Raw genomic sequence first — 21203 nt, 5'->3', positions numbered from 1 at the left:
CTCCGCGGGCAGGCTTTAGGTCAGGCGCTCAACGGCCCTGACCAGCTCCGCCACGGAGCGCACCTGCATTTTCTCCATCACGCGGCGACGGTGCACCTTCACCGTGATCTCGCTGACGCCCAGCTCGGCGGCAATCTGCTTGTTCAGCATGCCGCTTATCGCCAGCGTCAGCACCTCGTGTTCGCGCGGGGTGAGGGACATGTGGCGCTGCTTCAGGGCGTAGTGCTCTTTATTGCGCACGGCGTTGTGTTCCGCCAGCTCAAGCGCGGACTCGATGGCGTCGATAAGCGCGGTGGATTCGACGGGCTTGGTGAGAAATTCGTACGCGCCGCCTTTAATGGCGCGCACCGACATCGGGATAGTGCCGTGGCCGGTAAGAAAGATAATCGGGATCTCGCGCCCGCTGCCCTTTAGGGCGTCAGCCACCTCAAAGCCCGAGATGGCGGGCATTTGCATATCGAGGACCACGCACGACGGGAGCTCTTCAAAGCGGTGTTGAAGAAACGCTTCTGCCGAGGAAAAGCCGACGGCGTTCAGGTCCGCCGAATCCAGCAGCCCGATCACGGACTGTCTGACCGCGTCATCGTCATCAACCACATACACAATGTGTTCCATTCACCGCCCCGGTGCTGATTTACATGTCGAGGATGCAAACAATCCCGCCGGTTACGTAAGGGACTGTTTATGCTGACTTTCATCTTAACACATTAACTATCATTATCATTTAACAATATGATAACCGTATGAAGATGAAGTATAGCTATACGTGACCGGGGCGGCTAAGCAACGAAACGCTGATTTTATGCACCCACAAGCTCGATGCGGTTGCCGTCCGGATCCGCAATTACCGCTTCATAGAAGCCGTCCCCGGTCATGCGCGGGGCGCTGAGCAGCGTGCCGTTTGCCTGCGCCCGCTCGGCCATCCTGTCGACCTGCGCTTTGCTGCCGACGTTGATGGCGATATGCGCCCAGCCGATAAACTCCGGGTGCGCAGGGGCGTCGGGCAGATCCGGCAGCGTCATCAGCTCGATGGTTGGTCCGTTATCCAGCGTAATAAAGTGTGATTCGAAACCGGGACGGTTTTTACTGACGTAGCGTTCGTTACTGCGGCCATTAAAAACCGTTTCCCAGAACTGAACCTGGGCGTTCAGGCTGCGGGTCCAGAGTGCGACATGGGCAATATTCATAAGCTCCCTCGTTATTTGTCTGTGAGGACTTTCACCGGTAAAACAGGCTACACTCTGGTTTTGAGCGCTACAAGCTGAGGAAATAACAATGCACTACACACTGAAAGAAAGCGACAAGGAAAAAGCGGAAGGGTCAAACGGCGCGGGCGCTCTGCAGCAAAAACTGCTGGAGTCCCGTTCGATTGTGATCTCCGGTGAGATCAACCAGGAGCTGGCGCAGAAGGTCATCACCCAGATGATCCTGCTGCAAAGCGTCAGCAACGATCCGATCAAGCTGTACATCAACAGCCAGGGCGGCCACGTGGAAGCGGGCGATACCATCCACGACTTCATCAAATTCATCCGCCCGGAAGTGCACGTCATCGGCACCGGCTGGGTGGCGAGCGCCGGGATCACCATCTTCCTGGCGGCGAAAAAAGAGCACCGCTACTCGCTGCCAAATACCCGCTTTATGATCCACCAGCCGCTGGGCGGCGTGCGCGGTCAGGCGACGGATATTGAGATCGAAGCGCGCGAGATCATCCGCATGCTGGATCGCGTGAACAAGCTGATCGCCGACGCCACCGGCCAGCCGCTGGAAAAAGTGAAAAAAGATACCGATCGCAACTTCTGGATGTCTCCGGCAGAAGCGCTGGACTACGGCATCGTGGGTAAACTGATTACCCATTATGACGAGCTGAAGCTGGATTAAGTTTTCGCGGCGTGTTTGAGTCGGGTGGCGGCTTCGCCTTACCCGACCTACACGCCCTCGTTTGACCCATGACAAGTTCCCCCTCCGCCTTCTTGCCTATAATCGCGCCTGTTTCCCCTCTCACTGGTGCTACCCATGGCGTATCAACTGAACCTGAATTGGCCGGAATTTCTTGAGAAATACTGGCAAAAACAACCCGTAGTGCTGAAAAATGCCTTCCCGAATTTTGTCGACCCGATTACCCCGGACGAGCTGGCAGGGCTGGCGATGGAGCCGGAAGTCGATAGCCGTCTGGTGAGCCATTTCAACGGCAAATGGCAGGCCAGCAATGGTCCGTTTGAGCACTTTGACGATCTGGGTGAAACCGGCTGGTCGCTGCTGGCGCAGGCGGTGAACCACTGGCATATGCCTGCCGCGGAGCTGGTGCGTCCGTTCCGCGTCCTGCCGGACTGGCGTCTGGACGACCTGATGATCTCCTTCTCCGTGCCGGGCGGCGGCGTGGGTCCGCATATCGATCAGTACGACGTGTTTATCATTCAGGGGATGGGCAGCCGCCGCTGGCGCGTGGGCGACAAGCTGCCGATGCGTCAGTTCTGCCCGCATCCGGCGCTGCTGCACGTCGATCCGTTCGAGCCGATCATCGACGAAGATCTGGCCCCGGGCGATATCCTCTACATCCCGCCTGGATTCCCGCACGACGGCTTTACCCATGAGACCGCGCTCAACTACTCCGTCGGCTTCCGCGGGCCGAACGGTCGCGATCTGATCAGCAGCTTCGCCGATTACGCGCTGGAAAACGATCTGGGGGGCGAGCACTACAGCGATCCGGATCTGACCTGTCGCGAACACCCGGGCCGCGTGGAGCAGTACGAACTCGATCGCATTCGCCAGATGATGTTCGACATGATTAGCAAGCCGGATGATTTCACAAAATGGTTCGGCAGCTTTGTCTCCACGCCGCGCCACGAGCTGGATATCGCCGCCGCCGAGCCGCCGTATGCGCCGGAAGAGGTGCTGGACGCGCTGCAGGGCGGCGAAACGCTGTCCCGCCTGAGCGGCCTGCGCGTGCTGAACGTCAACGGCAGCTTCTTTATCAACAGCGAACAGCTGGAGACGCTAGACGCGAAGGGTGCAGATGCGCTGTGCCGCTACACCGAACTCGGTCAGGCCGAGCTGGGCGATGCGCTGAATAACCCGGCGTTTGTTGAAGAGCTTACCGGGCTGATTAACCAGGGATACTGGTACTTCGACGAATAGTGCGGCACGGTTTTCTCCCTCTCCCTGTGGGAGAGGGCCGGGGTGAGGGCATCAGGCCGCACTAGCCCTCCTCCATCGCAATAACAATCGCTTCACCCATCTTCTTCAACGCCTCGCGATTCTTCTCCGTCGGCGGAAGCGCCACGTTGATCCGCAGACAGTTGCGGTACTTCCCGGAGGCGGAAAACAGCGATCCGGCCGCGGCCTGGATCTTCAGCCGACACAGCTGCTTGCTGACGCACACCATGTCGACCTTCTCCGGCAGCTCAATCCACAGCAGGAAGCTGCCCTGCGGGCGCGTGACGCAAATCTCTGCCGGAAAATACTGCCGCACCCAGCAGGTGTAGGTTTCCATATTCTGCTGATAAATCTGACGCATACGGCGCACGTGGCGATGATAATGGCCGTCGCGAATAAACGCCGCCACCGCCATCTGCGTGCCCGGCACGTTAAACCCGCCCGCGGCGTATTTCATGTGCATCACCCGGTCGTAATAGCGCCCCGGCACAATCCAGCCGACGCGCAGGCCCGGCGCCACGGTTTTGGTAAACGAGCTGCAGAGGATCACGCGGCCGTCGATATCCATCGAATGAATGGTGCGCGGACGCGGGTACTCCGCCGCCAGCTCGCCGTAAATATCATCCTCCACGATCACGATATCGTGCCGCTGGGCCAGGGCTAGCACCTGCTTTTTCCGCGCTTCCGGCATGATAAACCCGAGCGGGTTATTGCAGTTGGGCACCAGGATCACCGCCTTGATCGGCCACTGCTCCAGCGCCAGCTCTAACGCCTCGATGCTGATCCCGGTCTCGGGATCGGTGGGAATTTCAATCGCCTTGATGTCAAATCCGCGCAGCATCTGCATGGTGCCGTGAAACGACGGCGATTCTACCGCCACGATATCTCCCGGCTTGCACACCGAGAGCAGGGCAATCGACAGCGCGCCGTGGCAGCCGTTGGTGATGACAATCTCGTTCGCTGCCACGGTGGAGCCGCCGTCCAGCATCAGGCGGGCGATCTGCTCGCGCAGCTCCAGGCGCCCGTCAAGCACGTCATAGCTCAGCATTTCGCCCGGATTATGCTGCGCGATGCGGCTCATCTCGCGCCACAGGGGCTTCAGGCTCGGCTGGTTAATATCCGGCGAGCCGCCGCCAAAGGAGATCATCTCTTTGTCGGCGCGGGCGTCCAGCAGCATCATCACCTCATCCCACTGGGTGACGTCCACGGGGCGCTGCACCGGTCGCGTCATGGCCGGAACCGGCGGCTGGGCCTTGCGCTGCGAGACAAAATAGCCGGAGCGCGGCTGGGGGGTGATCAGCTGGAGGTTTTCGAGGATCTGATAGGCCTGCTGTATGGTGCTGATACTCACGCCGTGCTCCTGGCTCAGCGTGCGCACCGACGGCAGACGTTCGCCGCTGCGATACAGCCCTTGTTCAATGCGTTCTGCCAGAAGGTTGGCCAGATGTTGATAGCGCGTCATGCTGTATCCTTTGTTTTCACCATACAGATTATAAAACCAGTACAGATTGCCGTAAAAATTGGCATGCAGATACTGTTTTAGCGGATCTGTATGTTAAACAAAAGGTGTTTTTGCATCTGTATTGCGCAGGCCAATTTCCAGGATGATAACCCCACTGGTACAGTGAGGAGAGCATCATGGAATTCTATGAGAATCGTTCAAAACGTCCGTTTATTGTCTTCGTCTGGATCGGCAAAACGATCTGCAACTGGTATCGCATCAACCGTACCCGCCGCATCCTGAGCCAGATGAGCGACGAGCAGCTCAAGGACGTTGGGTTGTCGCGGTATGATGTGTGAGTATAGGATTGCCCGGTGGCGCTTCGCTTACCGGGCCTACGGGATCGAGTAGGCCGGGTAAGGCGTAGCCGCCACCCGGCATATAACAAGCGGATTATTCGGCAGATTTTATCGACGTGTTTTCAGCGATGCGGCGCAAATATTCGTTGTTCTTGAACGCAACCATAATCAGTTCGAACATCACTCGGCATCCGACCAGGCTGCATACCGTACCGATAAAGCCGGTGATGAGATGGTCGCTGAACATGGTATACACACCGCCTGCAAAAATAAGCAGCATGGCGATCCAGTAAAATAAGACCAGCACGCGTGGTGTTAATAAATAATCAAATCCCAAAATTGATTTCATTTTCTTTTCCTTAGAAATGTAAAAAAGCCATCAGATTATATCGATATTTTAAATCGATGCTAATTGGGCAGATATTTGATTTCAGAATAATATTTCAAGCGTCTGCCGCTTCGGCCTTTCCAGCAAATCCAGAGCCTCCTGATACGACCGCACGTTGTTATAGCCCATCACCAGCCCGTAGCGTTTGCCCGAGCCGCGATACCACTCCGAAAGCGCATTCACCTGCAGCTGCTGTTCCTGCCAGCAGCGCGCCACTTCCCGGTCACCGCTTCCTCTGGTCAGGAACGCCACAATATGCATCCCGCCGTCATTTTGCTCGGTGAAAAACAGATCGCCGTACACCACGCGCAGGGCGGCAATCATCCAGTCGCGGCGGGTCTGATACAGCGCGCGCATCTTTTTCAGGTGACGGAAAAAATGCCCTTCGTTGAGAAACGCGGTGAGGATCTTTTGCGTCAGCACCGGCTGGCCGCTGGTGGTAATATCCGCGCAGTCGGTAAAGGCCCCGACGGTGCTGGCGGGCATCACAACGTAGCCCATGCGCAGCGACGGCATGATGGTTTTACTGAAGGTGCCCATAAAAATCACCCGGTCGTGCCGATCGAGACTTTTCAGCGACGGCAGCACCTTGCGGGTGTAGTGAAACTCCCCGTCGTAATCGTCTTCGATAATCCACGCCTCGTTCTGGCTGGCCCAGTCGAGCAGCTGCTGCTTGCGCGGCAGCGATAGCGTGACCGCCAGCGGACTCTGGTGCGACGGGGTGACGATGGCAAAACGGGCGTCGCGGTGGTGACGGAGCAGGTAGTCCGTGTCGATACCTGAACGGTCGACCGGCACCGTGTGCAGGCGTGGCACGATCCGCTTGAGCAGCTGCTGGCCCATGAAATAGCCCGGATCTTCAAACACCACCTTGTCGCTGCGGCTGGCAACGGCGTCGAGGATCAGCCGCAGGCTGCCGCTGTAGCCGCTGGTGATCAGTACCTGTTCAGCGGTGCAGGACAGCCCGCGCGAAATATTGAGATAGCTGGCGATGGCCTGGCGCAGCGGGTACCAGCCCAGCACCGGTGGGTTGAGCATCTCCTCCTGACGCATGGCGCGCGTCGCCTGGCCCGCCAGCAGCAGCCATTTTTTATACGGAAAGCTGTCGAGGGCCGGGATGCCGGGGCGCAGAAACCCCGCCCGCTCGCGCTGGCTGATGAGCGATGCCGGAAGCGCACCGGTAGGCTGTTCCGCAGGGGCACTCTTATCCGGCAACAGCAGATCCGGGTTCACCCGCGTGCCGCGCGCGCCCTGGCTCACCAGATACCCTTCACCCGTCAGAATGGCGTACGCCGTTTCGACGGTTTTACGCGCCACCTTCAGCTCTTCCGCCAGCACGCGGATAGCCGGGACCTTATCGCCCGGCTTCAGCACGCCGCGCGTGATGTTGTCGCGATAGCGGGAGTAAATCTCGTGATAGCCCGGCTTCATGTCCTACCTCGTTTCACGCTTTTTGTATCTTTTTACTATGTCATGAACGGCGTAGATTTGCTGCATTGCATGGCACATGCCGCACAAAAAAGAGGAAAGACAATGAGCACTCGCGTTAACCACCATAAAGTTACACCTGCCCTCGCCAACGCCCTGTCCGCCCTGAGCATGGAGGTGGCAAAAACCTCCATCGACCCGGCGCTGAAGCACCTGATCGACATTCGCGTATCGCAGCTGAACGGCTGTACCTTCTGCCTGGATATGCACTCGAAAGAGGCCAAAATTGCCGGCGAGCGCGAGCTGCGCCTGTACCATCTGGCGGCCTGGCGCGAGTCCCCGCTGTTCAGCGCCCGCGAGAAAGCCGCGCTGGCATTCACCGAAGCGCTGACCCAGATTGGCGTTCACGGGGTGAGCGACGCGCTGTACCGCAGCGTGGCGGAGCACTTCTCGGACGTCGAGATTTCAGAGCTGAACTTCGCCATCGTGGCGATCAACGCCTGGAACCGTCTGGGGATCACCTCCCGCATGGCACCGGGATCGCTGGACGCGGCTTACGGGCTGAACAAGGCTAACCTGGAATAATCCCGCGCTCGCGGATCGTTGCCACCAGCGCCCGCAGGCCTGGCGGGACGTGGCGATGGCCGGGGTAGTACAGGCGCAGTCCGGCAAAGGGCTGCGCCCAGTCGTTTAATACGCTCACCAGTTCTCCCCGCTCAAGCTCTTCCCGGATATACAGTTCCGGCAAAAATCCCACCCCTAATCCCGCTTTTACGGCGCGGATCGAGGCAAAAAGATCGGACGTCGCAAAGCGCGGCGGCACGGCAAGGGCGTACGTTTCCCCCCGACGCGCCAGCTCCCAGCGGTAGATCCCGCCGTGGGCCATGCGCATGCCGATCCCCTGATGTGAAAGCAGATCGTCCGGCGTCTGCGGAATGCCGTGGCGTGCAAAATAGTCCGGCGTGGCGGTGACCAGCTGGCGGATCTCCCCGGTCAGCGGCACGGCGATCATGTCCTGCGGCACGGACTCTTCAAGGCGGATCCCCGCGTCATAGCCTTCCGCGACGATGTCGATCATTCGCGCTTCGCTGACGGTCTCTACGCGCATCTTCGGGTAGCGGATCATAAAGTCGATCAGCAGCTGGTCCAGAAACAGGGCGCCGATATGGTTCGGCACGTTCAGACGCAGCGTGCCGGCGGGCTCCCCGGTGTCGCTGTGGATCTCCTCGCTGGCGAGACGGATCTCCTGCAGGGCCGGGCCGATACGCGCCACGTAGCGCTGTCCGGCGTCGGTGAGCGCCACGCTGCGGGTGGTGCGGTTAAAGAGGCGGGTATCAAGGCGGCTCTCCAGCCCGGCTATGGCGTTGCTGACCGCCGTGGCGGACATGCCCAGCTCCTGCGCCGCGGCGCGAAAGCTGCCGCGCCGCACGACGGCCATCACCACTTCCAGCTCTGTCAGACCTGAACGATGCATAGATTATCCTGAAAATCGAAATAACCCATGCAGCATAGCGTGGATTATCGCAACGGAGAAGCCGTGCCAGACTGTGCTCACACAGCCTGAGGAGGTTTATATGCACACCATCGAACAGATCTTTATTAACGGCGAATTTGTTACCCCGCACGGCACCGAGTGGTTTGATTTGTACAACCCGGCGACGGCGCAGGTTATCGGCCAGGTTCGTCTGGCGGATGAGGTTGACGCGGAGCGTGCCGTTGCGGCGGCGAAAGCGGCGTTTCCGGCGTGGTCGCAGACCACAAAGCAGGAACGCATCGCGGCGCTAAAACGCATGCACGCCGCCGTGGCCGCTCGCCACGACGATCTGCTGGAAGCGGTTATTGAAGAGTACGGCGCGCCCGCCTCGCGCTCGGCGTGGATGGCCAGCTATCCGGCGGAGGTGATTGCTCAGGCCATTGAGGCGCTGGAGGCGTTTGAATTTGTCATCCCCGCAGGCGCAGCGACGGTGCAGATGACGCCGCTTGGGGTGGCCGGGCTTATCACGCCGTGGAACAGCGACGCGGGGTTTATCTGCGGCAAGCTGGCGGCCGCGCTGGCTGCGGGCTGTACGGCAGTCATCAAGCCGAGCGAAATGAGCGCCCTGCAAACCCGGATTGTCACCGAAGCGCTGCGCGATGCCGCGCTGCCGCCGGGCGTATTTAATATCGTCACCGGACGCGGCGAGACGGTAGGTGAGACCATCAGCCGCCATCCCGACGTGGCAAAAATCTCGTTTACCGGCTCGACGAATACCGGCAAGGCGATCCTGCGCAACGCGGCGGAGAGCTTTAAGCGCGTGACCCTGGAGTTAGGCGGCAAATCGCCGACGATCCTGCTGGATGATGTGGATCTGGCGCAGGCGATCCCGCTGGTGATTCAGGCCGGATTTATGAACAGCGGGCAGGCATGCGTAGCCGGAACGCGCATTCTGGTGCCGCAGGCGCGCAAGGCGGAGATCGAAGCCGCGCTGGCGCAGGCCGTGGCGGCGGTGAAATCGGGCGATCCGCGCGATAGCGCGACGGACGTCGGCCCGATGGTCAGCGAAAAGCAGTGGCAGCGGGTGCAGGGCTATATCCGTAAAGGTATCGAAGAGGGGGCGCGCCTGCTGGCGGGTGGTGAAGGGAGACCGGACGGCACGCGAGACGGCTGGTTTGTGCGCCCGACGCTGTTTGCCGACGTGAACAACCAGATGACGGTCGCCCGTGACGAGATTTTTGGCCCGGTGCTGTGCGCGATCCCCTATCGTGACGAGGCGGAGGCTGTCGCCATTGCCAATGACACAGAATACGGACTGAGCGCGATGGTGCTGGGAGGCGATGCGAACCGCGCGCGACGCGTGGCGCAGCAGATTGTTTCCGGTCGCGTGCTGGTGAACACCCTTGCCCATGAGCCGAAAGCGCCGTTTGGCGGGTTTAAGCATTCCGGCGTGGGGCGCGAGATGGGCGAGTGGGGGATTAGGGCGTTTATGGAGCCGAGGTCGATTCTGGGTTAAAACCTGCCCGGTGGCGCTGCGCTTGCCGGACCAACCTGACACCGTAGGCCGGATAAGCGCAGCGCCATCCGGCACAATACTTCGCTCTTTGCCGAAGCATTGCGCTTTTCCATCCTGCATTCTCTCCCCAACATCACTACGGAGAGACCCTCATGATTGCAGTCATTTTCGAAGCCAAAGCCGCGCCCGCCCATCAGGCGCGTTACCTGCAGCTCGCTGCCGAACTCAAACCTTTGCTGGCTGACATCGACGGCTTTATTGATATCGAACGGTTCCAGAGCCTGACGACCGACGGCAAAATCCTGTCGCTTTCCTGGTGGCGGGATGAAGAGGCCGTCCGCCGCTGGAAGCAGAACGTCTTCCATCAGGCCGCGCAGGCCGAAGGGCGGGAGTCGATTTTCGCGTACTACCGCATTCGGGTGGCGCAGCTGGTGCGGGAGTACAGTTCCGAAACCGGAGGGCACGCGGATGTATGACGTTCATGTGATTTTTAGCGACAGGCCCGGCGAGCTGGCGCGCTTTGGACAGCTGCTGGGGCGCAACGGCGTGGGGCTGGAGGGCGGCGGCGTATTTGGTACCGATGCCCATTTTCTGGTGGAAGACGGGGAAAAAGCGCGATGCGTGCTGCTCGACGCCGGGTTTACCGTGCAGGCGGTGCGTAAGCCGGTGATCCGGAAACTCAGGCAGGAGCGCCCCGGCGAGCTGGGCGAAATCGCGGCGGCGCTGGCGGCACGCGGCGTGTCTATCCTTACCCAGTACAGCGACCATGCGAATCACCTAATTCTGCTGACGGATGATGATAAGCTGGCCGCAGAGATCACCGAACCCTGGGCGACATATGTTAAAAACGAGCCTACCTCCTGATAACGGCGCGGCGCTGGAACAGGCCATTGCCGCGGTGGCTGCCGCAATGGCCGATCCGTCGCGCGTAAAGATGCTGTGCGCGCTGATGGACGGGCGGGCGTGGACCGCCACCGAGCTGAGCGCGGCGGCAGACGTTGCGCCTTCGACCGCCAGCGGGCATCTCGCCCGGCTGGTGGAAGGGCAACTGATCGCCTGTCTGTCGCAGGGGCGGCACCGCTATTATCGTCTGGCGGGGCACGACGTGGCGGAGCTGGTGGAGCAGATGATGGGGCTCTCCTGGAGCCGCATTACCCCGCCGGAAACGACCGCACCGAAGGCCATGCGCGAGGCCCGAACCTGCTACGACCATCTTGCCGGAACGGTTGCGGTGCTAATCTACGATTTTATGCAGGCGGAAGGCTGGCTGGAGGCTGACGGTTCAGCGCTCACGCTGTATGGCCGCGAGCAGTTTCTGAAGCTCGGCGTTTCGTTAAGCGCTCACCCGCGCCGCAAAGCCTGCTGCGCCTGCCTGGACTGGAGCGAGCGGCGGTTTCATCTTGGCGGTGAGGCGGGCGCGGCGCTGCTCATTCATCTGGAAAGCAAAGGGTGGATCCAGCGGGTGGCGGGATACAGGGAAGTGGTGGTGACGGCTTCAGGTAGGGCTGCTGTTAAGAGACTTTTTAGCCGCTAAACCTCGCTGCGGGCCAGTGCCCTCACCCCGACCCTCACCCACGGGGAGAGGGAAACGTCGTTTCGCAATTCCTGCTCTTTCGCCTCTCGTTTCTTGATACTTATCCTGATAACTATTATCGTGGCAGCGTGTGACGAGAGGTTTCCCCATGAGCGAAGAAGAACTGTTTAGCCGCAGGCCGATGGGCATGCGGATGGCGATGATCGTGCGCCAGTGGCGTGCGGTAATCGACGACGCCATTCTCGATACCGGGTTAACCCAGTCGAGCTGGACGGTGATGATGCAGCTTCATCAGCTCGGGGATAACGTCTCGATGAGTGAGCTGGCGGAGGTGCAGGGTATTGAACTGCCGCCGCTGATGCGCACCCTGACACAGCTGGAAAAGCAGGGTTACCTGCTGCGCTCTGTATCGCCTTATGACAAGCGCATCCGGCTTCTGACGCTGACGCCTGAGGGAAAAGCCATATTAAAAAGGCTCACTCAGGTGATTGAGACCTATCAGGCGCGCGTATCGCAAAACATCGCGCCGGAACATATCGACATTTTCAGCGCCACCCTGAATCAATTCGCCTGCAATTTGCGGACTATCCGCGAAGAAGATAACAAGACCGAAAAATAATGACCCCTGAACAAAAGTTTGCCCGCTGGGTAAGGGTGAGTATTGCCTCTTTCCTGCTGATGTTTGTCTACTTTATCGTCGCGGATATCTGGATCCCGCTGACGCCGGACTCCACCGTGATGCGCGTGGTGACGCCTGTTTCTCCGCGCGTCTCCGGCTACGTGGCGGCGGTACATGTCCACAACAACAGCCAGGTGAAAAAAGGCGATCTGCTGTTTGAGCTCGACGACACGCCGTTTCGCAATAAAGTTGAAGCGGCGCAAATCGCGCTTGAGCAGGCACGCCTTTCCAACGAACAGCTGGATGCGCAGATCGCTGCCGCGCAGGCCAGCCTGAAAACCGCCGTGTTGAACGCGCGTAACGATAAAGTGACCTTCGATCGCTACCAGAAGCTGAGCACCCTGCAGAACGTCTCGCAGGCGGATCTGGATAAGGTTCGCACCACCTGGCAGAGCAGCGAACAGTCCGTCAGCTCCATTCAGGCCAATATCCATAACCTGCGCATTCAGCGCGGCGAGCGGGACGAGCATCGCAACGTGACGCTGCAAAAATACCGTAACGCGCTGGATGAGGCGGAACTTAACCTCGGCTGGACGAAGGTCTACGCCCAGGCGGACGGCACGGTCAGTAACCTGCAGTTAAGCCCTGGTTTCTATGCCTCATCCGGCTCCGCCGCTCTGGCGCTGGTGAACAACCAGACCGATATCGTCGCCGATTTCCGCGAGAAGAGCCTGCGCCACACCCATCAGGGCACCGACGCCGCCGTGGTGTTCGATGCCTTCCCGGGGCACGTTTTCCGCGCCCACGTGACCAGCAGCGACGCGGGGATACTGGCAGGTCAGGAGGCCGTGAACGGTCAGCTGTCCGAACCTGAAACCTCCAACCGCTGGGTGCGTGACGCTCAGCGGATGCGCATTCACGTTACGCTGGATGAAGCGTTGCCGAAGCATCTGCCGACCGGCGCGCGCGCCACCGTGCAGCTCTACAACAGCGAGGGGCCGTTTGCGCGCTTCTTCTCCGGGATGCAGATCCACCTGGTGAGCCTGCTTCACTATGTTTATTAGTTCGATGTCTATTAGCACCCTGGCGCGGGTGTTTACCCCGCACGGCAACATCGTCTATACGGCAAACGACTTTCGCCAGACCCTGCGCATCGTATTTGCCGGGATGATTGCGCTGAGCATCTCCAGCTTCTACAACACCAGCTACGGCGTGTTTTTTGTGGTCTATCCGATCATGCTGCTGTCGCTGGTGCCGGTCTTTAATCGCCACGTGGCGAAGCAGTTTATCTTCAGCGCCGCGCTAAACTGCGTCGAAATGATCTTCATTATCGGCTATCTGTCGCAATGGCCGGCCATCATGACGCTGGTGGTGTTTGCCCTGTACGTGATGCGTTTTCGTTTTATGAGCAAGGGGCCGCTGTTCCTGTTTGGCTCAATGGGCGTGGTGTGCCAGAGCGTGATGCTCAACTTTATGAGCTACCCCACGACCAGCTGGCACACGCTGCTGTTTTCCAACATCGAAGCGAGCGTGATGGCGGTGTGCCTGAGCGCGCTGATGAACTACCTCCTGCCGGACGTGGAGCCCCGCAGGCCGCCGCCGCTGATTGAGAAAGACGATGCCCGCGTGCGCCACGAGTCGCTGCTCTCCGGCACCGTCGCGACGCTGATATTCGTGGTGTTTCAGATTAGCGACTTAAGCGATTCGCTTTCGGCGCTGATGGCGGGGATTTTGATCCTGTTCCCGATGCACTACCGCGGTTCGGTGATGAGCTCGATCTGGCGCGTGGTCGGCGTGGTGCTGGGCTGTCTCTACATTCTGGTGGTGCAGCTGATCCTCTACGATCACAGCAGCCATATGCTATTGATGATGCCGCTGATCGGCCTCGGGCTGGCGTTTGGCGCGCGCCTGCACGTGATGGAAAAGGTGGGCGCGGGCGTGGGATTTTCCAGCATCACGACCATCGGCATTATGTTCGGGCAGAACATGCACCCGGACACTGACCTGGTGTTCAGCGATCTGTACCGCATCACCTCCGTCACCTTTTCGCTGGTCGCAACGCTGACGATGGTCTTCCTGGTGCACCTTATCCTCAACCGCTTCGAGGCAACGCGCTACGTCATCGCGCCGCCCAAAGTAGATTAATGTCCCAGCACGGCAGGCAGCTGCGAGAGTAAAAACAGGATCAGGCCAATCGTCCCGCCAACCAGCGTGCCGTTGACGCGGATGAACTGCAGGTCTTTACCGATATTGAGTTCAATCTGGCGGGACATGTCTTTGGCGTCCCAGCTTTTGACCGTGTCGCTGATGTGGCGAGTCAGAAACGCCGCGAAATCCGGCGCGAGGCGGTGCGCGGCCTGCTCCAGATGCTCGTTTAGCGACGCCCGCAGGCTGGCGTCATTAGAAAGCGTTTCGCCAAACCACAGCCCGGCGTTGGCGATGCGCTGCTTCACGCGCGAATCCTCGCTTTGCATATCCGCTTTCAGCCACTGGCGCAGGTCGGCCCACATCTCTCCCAAATAGCGGTTAAACGCCTCATCGTTTTTCAGGTAGTGCTTGATGTTGTCAGCTTTTGCCGCCATTTCCGGATCGTTTTTCAGGTTGTCGATAAGCTTCAGCGTGGCGCGGTCGAACGCCTGGCGGATCTGGTGCGTGCGGTCGTGGCTGATATCGTCCAGCAGCGCGTTCACCGCGTTCGACACCATCTCCGCGCTTTGATCGCCCAGCCACTCGGTGGGCAGCACCATCGCCTTGCGCGGGTGTTCGGTCTTCAGCCAGTGGACAATTTGATCGGCAATAAAGTCCCGCGTGCTCTCCCGCTGAATCAGGGTAATCAGACGATTGATGATCGCATCCAGCAGCACCTGGTGGCGGTTGTTTTTGGTCATGCTCTCCAGCATCACGGCGCTGGTTTCGGTGAAATCGACCTTGTCGATGGCCTTATGCACCGCCCGTTTCAGCAGGCGCTGAATGCGTCCGTCGTCGGTCAGTTCGAGAAAACCGCTCATCACCTGCATCAAGTGCAGCCCGACGCGCTGGGCGTTGTCCGGTTTACTGAACCAGGCGCCGATCATCTGGGCGGGTTCATAGCGGCGAATCAATGCGACCAGCGACTGGGTATCAAGAAACTTCTCTTGCACAAACTGGCCGAGATTGTCGCCAATTCGGTCTTTATTGCGCGGGATAATCGCCGTATGGCGCGAGATAAACGGAATGGGCACCCGACGGAACAGCGCAACCACAGCAAACCAGTCTGCCAGCGCGCCGACCATCGCCGCCTCGGCAATGGCCTTCACGCCGCGCACCCAGAAGGTCTGCGGCAGGAACAGGGTGGTGATAAACGTCGCGGCGGCAACCAGCAGCAGCGACAGCGCCAGCAGCTTGGCGCGTTTGAGTTCAGCTATTTTTTCCATGGGTTAAGGATAGAGGCAAGTGCACCAAAAGTGCAAAGCTGGTGCAAGAGGAGGGGGATGCATAATCTGAGCGAACAGACTGCTATTATATTAAAAAATATATGTATTAAAATTACCTATTATTAATTTTTATATGTTTTTTGTGCTTATCTATTCTCGACAGTAAGTTTTTGTGACCCTCGTGGTAATTTCGATTTTCTTGTTCGTCATAAGATAAAAGACTATTCGTAAAAGGAGGCGGTATTAATGACATGGGAATATAAAGTATCGACAGGAGTATTGAGCCATAACGGCGAGTTTGTCGCTCACTGCTACAGCGGTGCTGGTGAATCGAAAGATAAACCTGAGTGTGAAAGTCAACGAAACAGAGGGCCCATTCCCAGAGGTATTTATTTTATTGCCGGATGGAATAATCATAAAAGTGCAGAGGCCATAATTCTTGAGCCTATAGCCGGAACCAATACCTTTGGTAGAGATCATTTTCAGATTCATGGGGATAAAAAAGGTCAGCCGCCAGGTTCTGCATCAGCAGGTTGCATCATTATGAACGGGCAGGACAAGCGTCATATGATTTATGATTCAGGTGACACAATTCTGGTGGTGCGATAATGAAGTATATTATTGCGCTGTTCTTCTTGTGCTTGCCGGTGGGTTTATTTGCCAAAAACCACACTCCTGAACAGATATTGCAAATGATAAATGACAAAGGTGCCAGGACCGTTGTAAGTGAAATGGATTCAAATGATAACGGTGAGTCGGAATGGTGGAACCATATCATCCCGAAAATTAGGAGCGGCACACAAGCATGGTTAGCCGTAGCGAGTGCCCTTGAACCCGGCGTGGATGCCAGTACGGCTGAAGATTTAAAGGCGGCACTTTCTGAAGCCATCCCGCATAACCCTGAAGGTGTCTTAGCAATCTTAAAAGACGATAAGCCGTTGCTCACTATTGAACAAGTCTGCGCTTTTGCCAATTTCCCTGAGACGGAAGCAGAGAGCAATAAGCTTTATGTCGATTCAATCAGGGAGATGTTTAAGGTTAACAGTCCGGAGGGGAAAAGATGTCTCGTCGTAATGATCGCCACCGTTGAACACTCTGTTCCATTCGATAAGGATATTTAAATGGCCATTCCGGGATATATGACATTAACTGACGATGCGGGTAATATTATAAAAGGGAGCGTGAAAGTTGAAGACCGTGAAAATCAGATTGAGGTTTTAGGACTCTATCATAACGTAAGCTATAATTCTGACCTCCATAATGGCAGAGTGTTGAGCAAATGCCAGCATCGCCCTTTTCTCATTGAAAAGGAAATTGATGCCTCCAGCGTTTATCTCTATAAAGCGCTTAGCACGGGCGGTACGCTAAGAAAAGCGACTATCGACCTTTACAGAATCAATGATGCCGGTCAGGAAGAAATCTATTTCACGATCGCGCTGGAAGCGGTGAAGGTCGTCACGTTGTTTTCATTGATGCATGACGTGAAAGAGATTTATCATGAAAAACAGGGGCATCTGGAGCTTATTCTGCTTCGTTATGAAAAGATTACCTGGCACTACCGTGACGGTAACGTTATTCATTCGGATGACTGGGATTATCGGTTGGGGGCTTGATTAAGTGTCTCCGGGATACAGACTGTTTCCCGGAGACAGAGTGCGATGATATTAAATTTCGCCTTTTAATCCCTCTTCCAGCTCATCAAAAAGCTGTAAATCCACATCCAGCAGCTCGACCGCGTTACTGCGTCGGATGCCGACATTATTCTCAATCAGCAGTTCTAGCAGTCGGTCACCATCTATCAGGGTAATAGGAGCAGCTCCGGGATGCAGAGCCGCTTTTTCACAGTTCCCGGCAAAACGACCCGTGGTGATGAGCGTGCCCCGGATCGCACTGTGATAAGGCAACGCACCTCGTAACTGGTCGATTACAGGACGGGTAATATTGCTCTGCATACGCTTAACCTGCACCACTTCCGTGATGGTGGTAATGCCCACCTGTACTCTGCCGACGACGTCGACGCCCTTATCGCCCGATGCTTTGGTCACTTCCACCTGTTCATAACCCATCGCCTCCAGAAGTTGACCAATCAGATGCTCAAACTTGTAGGGATTCATGGTGCTGATTTGTTCACGTAGCTGTTCTTTTTGCTGCTGGTTGTAGCGCGGGCCGGTAAGGCATTTGCCAGCCATGCCCGGCCTTTATCGGTGATGTATTAACTCATCCCTTCGTGGGCGACCATATCGCGATCGATCAGGTTATAGAGGCGCGAGTAGAAGGTGCTTTTGATGGAACTGGTAGAAGCGAATTTTGAATGCTGGTGTAAAAAAGCCTGCCATTCCGGGAGTAAGTCAGCACGACGGGACATTTCACGTCCCGCCAGCAGTTCAAGAAGTTGCAGTAACCCTTCTTTATCGTCCAGCGTGCGTAACGTGGCATCATCATTATTCAGGAATTGCTGCCCGCCCTCGGTGGGTACCCAGGTATCTTTCGGCGTCGTTTCCATCAGTTCGAAGACAGAAGAGTTTAGAAACAAATAGCTACCGTAACTATGGCGCGGATTGAGAATGTGGTTATCCTGATCCCAGATCCGCAGCGCGATCTCAGCGTCTTCGCCTTTCAGGCGTTCGTTGATCCACATATCAGGTTCGGAGCAGTCAACCGGGTTTTGCGGCGTGCCGGTTTGTTCCTGAATTGCATTGATCATGTTACGTACAGAATTCACGGAATAGCCGTAGACGGCTTTCATCATTGCCTGAACCTGCGCATAGGTTGGAAAAAGTGGCGTAATGACTTTGTAATTTTTCACGTTGTTCCCTTAACGATTGCTTTGGATTTAGCTTGCCACGTCAGGGAATAAATACTCATAGCTAAGTCACTTATTTTGAAAGGTAATAATGATCTTGTAAGTTTTCTATATGGGCAAAACACTATTTGCCACCAACCGCCACAGCACCCATCCCCCAAACCCCATCAGCACCACCCCCGCCGTGCGCTCAATCCACCACAGCGAACGGCTGAGCTTCTGTTGAACCACGGTCAACCCCATCAGCGACACCAGCGCCAGATCCCACACCAGCACCACCATTACCATCCAGACGCCGCAGGCCGATTGCTGAAGCAGCGTGACGTCCGGCCCCAGCAGCGCCGTCATCAGCGCCAGATAGAACAGCGCGTTCTTCGGGTTTAACAGCGCCGAACCGAACCCCAGCAGGATATGCTTTTGCAGCGACGGGAAGCGCTGGTGAGTTTCATTCAGCGCCCGCGCCTGCTGGCGGCTGCGAATCAGATGCGATCCGATCCACAGCAGGTACAGCGCCCCGCAAAGCTCGATAAGCGTAAACAGCCACGTAAACTGGCGCAGCGCACTCCAGCCGATAATCACCAGCAGGATGTACAGCGCGTTACCCGCGGCGATGCCGAGGCACAGTCCGGCGCTACCCCGCAGCTGGTAGCGCGCGGCGTAGCCCACCAGCAGGAAGAAATCCGGGCCCGGGCTTAGCAGGGCGACAAAATGCGCCAGCGCCAGGGCGAGAAAAGCGGAAGGGAAGAACAGTTCCATAGCGACCTCGGTTAACAATCCGAGGTCAGAGTACGGCGCTGCAGAACCTATTTATTGTCTGATATTGATCGGCCGGTGGCGTACTGGCGCGGCGTGGCGGCGGTATAGCTGACGAAGGTCTTATGAAAATGGCTCTGGTCGGCAAAACCGCTCTGGTAGCCGACGTCAGCAATATCATCCCCGGCGCGCAGACGCGCCTTGGCGTACTCCACGCGGGAGATGTTGAGAAAGCTGCCCGGCGTCAGGCCGGTGTCCTGCCTGAAGGTGCGAATCAGCGTCTCCTTGCGCAGCGAGAAGCGTTGGGCAAGCTCGTCGAGGGAAGGCGGGCAGGTGAGATCGGAAAGAAACGCCTGCTGAATCTGCTGGCTGGTTCCGCGAAGCGCGTCAGCGTTATCCGCTGCGCGGGGAAGGGCAGAAAGCAGCGTCTCCAGTGATGCCGGAGACAGGGTCTCGACAACGTCCAGGTAATGAGCAAACAGGGTTGGGCTACGAATCACCTGTAGCGCCAGCGGAAGCCCGGTGTCGATGTAGAGCATATGGTAGCTGCGCGGTTGCCCGGCGACGGGGTTGCAGCTGTGCGGCGCACAGGCCGGGATCACGATGAGGTCCCCGGGATTAAGGATGTACTCTCTGTCAAAACACACGCAGCAGGTCTGACCCTCCACAATCGCGCCGATGGAGAGCTGAGGGTGACTGTGGCGTTTGTACGCCTGCGTACTCTGCCAGGTGCTGCGCAGCTCAAGGCCTGAGGCGCGGTGAAAAGTCTGGCGGATATATCGGATATCGGTCATGGGCGCTCCTTCTGAAGATTTTTTATACCACGTCAGCGAACCCTCTGGCAGCGCTTCATTAAGAACCTTCCGGATATACCCAACTTTACGTCCATAGCCAGTCATGTTGACTACCCTTAATACCCTAAGCGGTAAAACAAGGAGATTCGACATGGCTTATAAGACAGTAAATCCTGCCACTAACCAGCTCATCAAAGAATACCCCTCACATACCGACGCGGATATCGAAGCGGCGCTCAGGGCGGCCGATGCGCTTTATCATTCGGACTGGGCGAAAGGCGACATCAGCCAGCGTCTGCCGGTGCTGCATAAGCTTGCCGATCTGATCGACGAGCGCGTGGAGGATCTGGCTAAAATCGCCAGCCAGGAGATGGGTAAGCTCATCGAACAGAGCCGCGGCGAGGTGAAGCTGTGCGCGCAGATCGCCCGCTACTACGCCGACAACGCGCAGCGGTTCCTGGCCCCGGTGAAATATGATTCAGAACTCGGTGAAGCCTGGGTAGAGCATCACCCCATTGGCGTGCTGATGGCCGTTGAGCCGTGGAACTTCCCCTATTACCAGCTGATGCGCGTGCTGGCGCCGAACCTGGCGGCGGGGAACCCCGTCATCGCCAAGCATGCCAGCATCGTGCCGCACTGCGCCGAGACCTTTGCGCACCTTGTGCGCGAGGCGGGCGCGCCGGAAGGGGCGTGGACCAACCTGTTTATTTCGTCCGAGCAGGTGGCGAACATCATTGCCGACGATCGCGTGCAGGGTGCCGCATTAACCGGCTCCGAAAAGGCCGGCAGCGTGGTGGCCGCGCAGGCGGCGAAGCACATCAAGAAATCTACGCTGGAGCTGGGCGGTAACGACGTGTTCGTGGTGCTGGACGATGCAGACCTTGAGAAGGCCGTGAAAATTGGCGTTAACGCGCGGCTCAACAACGCCGGGCAGGTCTGCACCGCGGCGAAGCGCTTTATTCTGCATGAAAAGATTGCGGATGCCTTCCTGAGCAAATTCACCGAGGCGTTTAAGCAGGTGAAGATTGGCGATCCGCTGGACGAAAGCACCACGCTGGGGCCGCTGTCGTCTAAAGATGCGCTCGAAACGCTGACCAAACAGGTTAACGAGGCGGTGAAAAACGGTGCCACGCTGCACTATGGCGGCAAACCGGTACAGCGCGACGGGAGTTTCTTCGAACCGACGATCCTGACGAATATCTCCCGCGACAACCCGGCGTACTTCGAGGAGTTCTTCGGCCCGGTGGCGCAGATTTACGTGGTGAAAAGCGACGACGAGGCGGTCGCGCTGGCGAACGACTCCCACTACGGCCTGGGCGGGGCGGTATTCAGCCAGAATATCGAGCGCGCGAAGAAAATGGCGTCGCGGATTGAGACCGGGATGGTGTACATCAACTGGCTCACCGATACCGCGCCAGAGCTGCCGTTCGGCGGCGTGAAGCGCTCCGGCTACGGGCGCGAGCTGTCGGATCTGGGGATCAAAGAATTTGTGAACCAGAAGCTGGTGGTGGTGCGTAAGTAAGAGATC

Annotated in this window: 24 protein-coding genes and 1 pseudogene; 15 read left to right on the top strand and 10 right to left on the bottom strand. The window is 57.8% G+C overall.

What is annotated here, in order from left to right; all coding sequences use genetic code 11:
• Positions 1 to 15 precede the first annotated feature (15 nt).
• Positions 16 to 615 (bottom strand): response regulator, encoded by a 600-nt coding sequence (locus tag DFO52_RS15820; protein WP_133550737.1) that lies wholly within the window; start codon positions 613 to 615, stop codon positions 16 to 18.
• Between the two features lie 185 nt (positions 616 to 800).
• The gene (locus tag DFO52_RS15815; RefSeq protein ID WP_029739329.1) at positions 801 to 1187 is read right to left on the bottom strand and encodes a VOC family protein; all 387 of its coding nucleotides are present in this window, start codon (positions 1185 to 1187) and stop codon (positions 801 to 803) included.
• A gap of 88 nt (positions 1188 to 1275) precedes the next feature.
• On the opposite strand from DFO52_RS15815, the gene DFO52_RS15810 reads away from it, so the two are divergent.
• Positions 1276 to 1878 (top strand): ATP-dependent Clp protease proteolytic subunit, encoded by a 603-nt coding sequence (locus tag DFO52_RS15810; RefSeq protein WP_024909504.1) that lies wholly within the window; start codon positions 1276 to 1278, stop codon positions 1876 to 1878.
• Between the two features lie 135 nt (positions 1879 to 2013).
• Positions 2014 to 3135, top strand: coding sequence for a cupin domain-containing protein (locus tag DFO52_RS15805; RefSeq protein WP_133550736.1), 1122 nt, complete (start codon positions 2014 to 2016; stop codon positions 3133 to 3135).
• Between the two features lie 61 nt (positions 3136 to 3196).
• Here the strand turns inward: DFO52_RS15805 and DFO52_RS15800 are convergent, their stop codons facing one another.
• Complete coding sequence (locus tag DFO52_RS15800; RefSeq protein WP_047646554.1) at positions 3197 to 4615, bottom strand: PLP-dependent aminotransferase family protein; 1419 nt, start codon at positions 4613 to 4615, stop codon at positions 3197 to 3199.
• 176 nt (positions 4616 to 4791) lie between these two features.
• On the opposite strand from DFO52_RS15800, the gene DFO52_RS15795 reads away from it, so the two are divergent.
• Positions 4792 to 4953: a DUF1127 domain-containing protein gene (locus tag DFO52_RS15795; protein ID WP_013095422.1), complete on the top strand. Its 162-nt coding sequence runs from the start codon at positions 4792 to 4794 to the stop codon at positions 4951 to 4953.
• A gap of 94 nt (positions 4954 to 5047) precedes the next feature.
• Here the strand turns inward: DFO52_RS15795 and DFO52_RS15790 are convergent, their stop codons facing one another.
• Positions 5048 to 5302, bottom strand: a complete 255-nt coding sequence (locus DFO52_RS15790; protein ID WP_023334365.1) for a DUF4282 domain-containing protein — start codon at positions 5300 to 5302, stop codon at positions 5048 to 5050.
• An 81-nt stretch (positions 5303 to 5383) separates the two neighbouring features.
• Positions 5384 to 6772, bottom strand: a complete 1389-nt coding sequence (locus DFO52_RS15785; protein WP_133550735.1) for a PLP-dependent aminotransferase family protein — start codon at positions 6770 to 6772, stop codon at positions 5384 to 5386.
• A 102-nt stretch (positions 6773 to 6874) separates the two neighbouring features.
• Between DFO52_RS15785 and DFO52_RS15780 the strand changes: the two genes are divergently transcribed.
• Positions 6875 to 7354 (top strand): carboxymuconolactone decarboxylase family protein, encoded by a 480-nt coding sequence (locus DFO52_RS15780; RefSeq protein WP_014882392.1) that lies wholly within the window; start codon positions 6875 to 6877, stop codon positions 7352 to 7354.
• Here DFO52_RS15780 and DFO52_RS15775 read toward each other — a convergent pair.
• Positions 7341 to 8243: a LysR family transcriptional regulator gene (locus DFO52_RS15775; RefSeq protein WP_045404537.1), complete on the bottom strand. Its 903-nt coding sequence runs from the start codon at positions 8241 to 8243 to the stop codon at positions 7341 to 7343. The two genes, DFO52_RS15780 and DFO52_RS15775, sit on opposite strands and share 14 nt — an antisense overlap.
• 100 nt (positions 8244 to 8343) lie before the next feature.
• On the opposite strand from DFO52_RS15775, the gene DFO52_RS15770 reads away from it, so the two are divergent.
• The 7 genes from DFO52_RS15770 (at position 8344) to DFO52_RS15740 (ending at position 14057) form a co-directional block, all read left to right on the top strand.
• A complete protein-coding gene (locus DFO52_RS15770; protein ID WP_133550734.1) occupies positions 8344 to 9759 on the top strand; it encodes an aldehyde dehydrogenase family protein in 1416 nt (471 codons plus the stop codon).
• A 152-nt stretch (positions 9760 to 9911) separates the two neighbouring features.
• Entirely contained in the window at positions 9912 to 10235 is a 324-nt protein-coding gene (locus tag DFO52_RS15765) for an antibiotic biosynthesis monooxygenase (protein ID WP_033144543.1), read from the top strand.
• Positions 10228 to 10623, top strand: a complete 396-nt coding sequence (locus DFO52_RS15760) for an amino acid-binding protein (RefSeq protein ID WP_133550733.1) — start codon at positions 10228 to 10230, stop codon at positions 10621 to 10623. The genes DFO52_RS15765 and DFO52_RS15760 overlap by 8 nt, the downstream gene beginning before the upstream one ends.
• Entirely contained in the window at positions 10598 to 11293 is a 696-nt protein-coding gene (locus DFO52_RS15755) for a winged helix-turn-helix domain-containing protein (protein WP_133550732.1), read from the top strand. The genes DFO52_RS15760 and DFO52_RS15755 overlap by 26 nt, the downstream gene beginning before the upstream one ends.
• Positions 11294 to 11441: 148 nt before the next feature.
• Positions 11442 to 11912, top strand: a complete 471-nt coding sequence (locus DFO52_RS15750) for a MarR family transcriptional regulator (RefSeq protein WP_133550731.1) — start codon at positions 11442 to 11444, stop codon at positions 11910 to 11912.
• Positions 11909 to 12976 carry an HlyD family secretion protein gene (locus DFO52_RS15745; RefSeq protein ID WP_133550730.1) on the top strand — a complete coding sequence of 356 codons (1068 nt, stop codon included), beginning with the start codon at positions 11909 to 11911 and terminating at the stop codon, positions 12974 to 12976. Before DFO52_RS15750 ends, DFO52_RS15745 begins: the two co-directional genes overlap by 4 nt.
• Before the next feature lie 4 nt (positions 12977 to 12980).
• Entirely contained in the window at positions 12981 to 14057 is a 1077-nt protein-coding gene (locus tag DFO52_RS15740; protein ID WP_121932426.1) for a DUF2955 domain-containing protein, read from the top strand.
• On the opposite strand, the gene DFO52_RS15735 is transcribed toward DFO52_RS15740, so the two are convergent.
• Positions 14054 to 15325 (bottom strand): DUF445 domain-containing protein, encoded by a 1272-nt coding sequence (locus DFO52_RS15735; RefSeq protein WP_059347227.1) that lies wholly within the window; start codon positions 15323 to 15325, stop codon positions 14054 to 14056. The genes DFO52_RS15740 and DFO52_RS15735 overlap by 4 nt on opposite strands.
• Before the next feature lie 246 nt (positions 15326 to 15571).
• Between DFO52_RS15735 and DFO52_RS15730 the strand changes: the two genes are divergently transcribed.
• From DFO52_RS15730 to tssD, 3 genes are read left to right on the top strand one after another with little or no spacing between them, the layout of a single operon-like run.
• Entirely contained in the window at positions 15572 to 15934 is a 363-nt protein-coding gene (locus DFO52_RS15730; RefSeq protein WP_133550729.1) for a tlde1 domain-containing protein, read from the top strand.
• Entirely contained in the window at positions 15934 to 16446 is a 513-nt protein-coding gene (locus DFO52_RS15725) for a hypothetical protein (RefSeq protein ID WP_133550728.1), read from the top strand. The genes DFO52_RS15730 and DFO52_RS15725 overlap by 1 nt, the downstream gene beginning before the upstream one ends.
• Positions 16447 to 16938: a type VI secretion system tube protein TssD gene (tssD, locus tag DFO52_RS15720; RefSeq protein WP_133550727.1), complete on the top strand. Its 492-nt coding sequence runs from the start codon at positions 16447 to 16449 to the stop codon at positions 16936 to 16938. It begins immediately after the preceding gene.
• 51 nt (positions 16939 to 16989) lie between these two features.
• Here the strand turns inward: tssD and DFO52_RS15715 are convergent.
• From DFO52_RS15715 to DFO52_RS15705, 3 genes and pseudogenes are all read right to left on the bottom strand, one after another.
• Positions 16990 to 18131, bottom strand: a pseudogene (locus DFO52_RS15715) (restriction endonuclease).
• Positions 18132 to 18236: 105 nt separating this feature from the next.
• Positions 18237 to 18884 carry a LysE family translocator gene (locus DFO52_RS15710; protein ID WP_133550726.1) on the bottom strand — a complete coding sequence of 216 codons (648 nt, stop codon included), beginning with the start codon at positions 18882 to 18884 and terminating at the stop codon, positions 18237 to 18239.
• A gap of 47 nt (positions 18885 to 18931) precedes the next feature.
• A complete protein-coding gene (locus DFO52_RS15705; protein ID WP_133550725.1) occupies positions 18932 to 19675 on the bottom strand; it encodes an AraC family transcriptional regulator in 744 nt (247 codons plus the stop codon).
• 151 nt (positions 19676 to 19826) lie between these two features.
• Between DFO52_RS15705 and DFO52_RS15700 the strand changes: the two genes are divergently transcribed.
• Positions 19827 to 21197 (top strand): NAD-dependent succinate-semialdehyde dehydrogenase, encoded by a 1371-nt coding sequence (locus DFO52_RS15700; protein WP_133550724.1) that lies wholly within the window; start codon positions 19827 to 19829, stop codon positions 21195 to 21197.
• Positions 21198 to 21203 lie beyond the last annotated feature (6 nt).

This window comes from Enterobacter sp. AG326 (assembly GCF_004362415.1).
Classification (GTDB): domain Bacteria; phylum Pseudomonadota; class Gammaproteobacteria; order Enterobacterales; family Enterobacteriaceae; genus Enterobacter; species Enterobacter asburiae.
Note: the sequence above shows the minus strand (reverse complement) of the source record. Positions and strands in the feature narration are given on the sequence as shown.

Excerpts from the sequence above, each read along its gene's own strand:
- DFO52_RS15730 (WP_133550729.1), top strand. The coding sequence starts at position 15,572 with ATGACATGGGAATATAAAGTATCGACAGGAGTATTGAGCCATAACGGC.
- DFO52_RS15780 (WP_014882392.1), top strand. The coding sequence starts at position 6,875 with ATGAGCACTCGCGTTAACCACCATAAAGTTACACCTGCCCTCGCCAAC.
- DFO52_RS15790 (WP_023334365.1), bottom strand. The coding sequence starts at position 5,302 with ATGAAATCAATTTTGGGATTTGATTATTTATTAACACCACGCGTGCTG.
- DFO52_RS15710 (WP_133550726.1), bottom strand. The coding sequence starts at position 18,884 with ATGGAACTGTTCTTCCCTTCCGCTTTTCTCGCCCTGGCGCTGGCGCAT.
- DFO52_RS15725 (WP_133550728.1), top strand. The coding sequence starts at position 15,934 with ATGAAGTATATTATTGCGCTGTTCTTCTTGTGCTTGCCGGTGGGTTTA.
- tssD (WP_133550727.1), top strand. The coding sequence starts at position 16,447 with ATGGCCATTCCGGGATATATGACATTAACTGACGATGCGGGTAATATT.
- DFO52_RS15775 (WP_045404537.1), bottom strand. The coding sequence starts at position 8,243 with ATGCATCGTTCAGGTCTGACAGAGCTGGAAGTGGTGATGGCCGTCGTG.
- DFO52_RS15740 (WP_121932426.1), top strand. The coding sequence starts at position 12,981 with ATGTCTATTAGCACCCTGGCGCGGGTGTTTACCCCGCACGGCAACATC.
- DFO52_RS15810 (WP_024909504.1), top strand. The coding sequence starts at position 1,276 with ATGCACTACACACTGAAAGAAAGCGACAAGGAAAAAGCGGAAGGGTCA.
- DFO52_RS15765 (WP_033144543.1), top strand. The coding sequence starts at position 9,912 with ATGATTGCAGTCATTTTCGAAGCCAAAGCCGCGCCCGCCCATCAGGCG.
- DFO52_RS15800 (WP_047646554.1), bottom strand. The coding sequence starts at position 4,615 with ATGACGCGCTATCAACATCTGGCCAACCTTCTGGCAGAACGCATTGAA.
- DFO52_RS15755 (WP_133550732.1), top strand. The coding sequence starts at position 10,598 with ATGTTAAAAACGAGCCTACCTCCTGATAACGGCGCGGCGCTGGAACAG.
- DFO52_RS15815 (WP_029739329.1), bottom strand. The coding sequence starts at position 1,187 with ATGAATATTGCCCATGTCGCACTCTGGACCCGCAGCCTGAACGCCCAG.
- DFO52_RS15785 (WP_133550735.1), bottom strand. The coding sequence starts at position 6,772 with ATGAAGCCGGGCTATCACGAGATTTACTCCCGCTATCGCGACAACATC.
- DFO52_RS15750 (WP_133550731.1), top strand. The coding sequence starts at position 11,442 with ATGAGCGAAGAAGAACTGTTTAGCCGCAGGCCGATGGGCATGCGGATG.
- DFO52_RS15760 (WP_133550733.1), top strand. The coding sequence starts at position 10,228 with ATGTATGACGTTCATGTGATTTTTAGCGACAGGCCCGGCGAGCTGGCG.
- DFO52_RS15700 (WP_133550724.1), top strand. The coding sequence starts at position 19,827 with ATGGCTTATAAGACAGTAAATCCTGCCACTAACCAGCTCATCAAAGAA.
- DFO52_RS15705 (WP_133550725.1), bottom strand. The coding sequence starts at position 19,675 with ATGACCGATATCCGATATATCCGCCAGACTTTTCACCGCGCCTCAGGC.
- DFO52_RS15795 (WP_013095422.1), top strand. The coding sequence starts at position 4,792 with ATGGAATTCTATGAGAATCGTTCAAAACGTCCGTTTATTGTCTTCGTC.
- DFO52_RS15770 (WP_133550734.1), top strand. The coding sequence starts at position 8,344 with ATGCACACCATCGAACAGATCTTTATTAACGGCGAATTTGTTACCCCG.
- DFO52_RS15820 (WP_133550737.1), bottom strand. The coding sequence starts at position 615 with ATGGAACACATTGTGTATGTGGTTGATGACGATGACGCGGTCAGACAG.
- DFO52_RS15805 (WP_133550736.1), top strand. The coding sequence starts at position 2,014 with ATGGCGTATCAACTGAACCTGAATTGGCCGGAATTTCTTGAGAAATAC.
- DFO52_RS15735 (WP_059347227.1), bottom strand. The coding sequence starts at position 15,325 with ATGGAAAAAATAGCTGAACTCAAACGCGCCAAGCTGCTGGCGCTGTCG.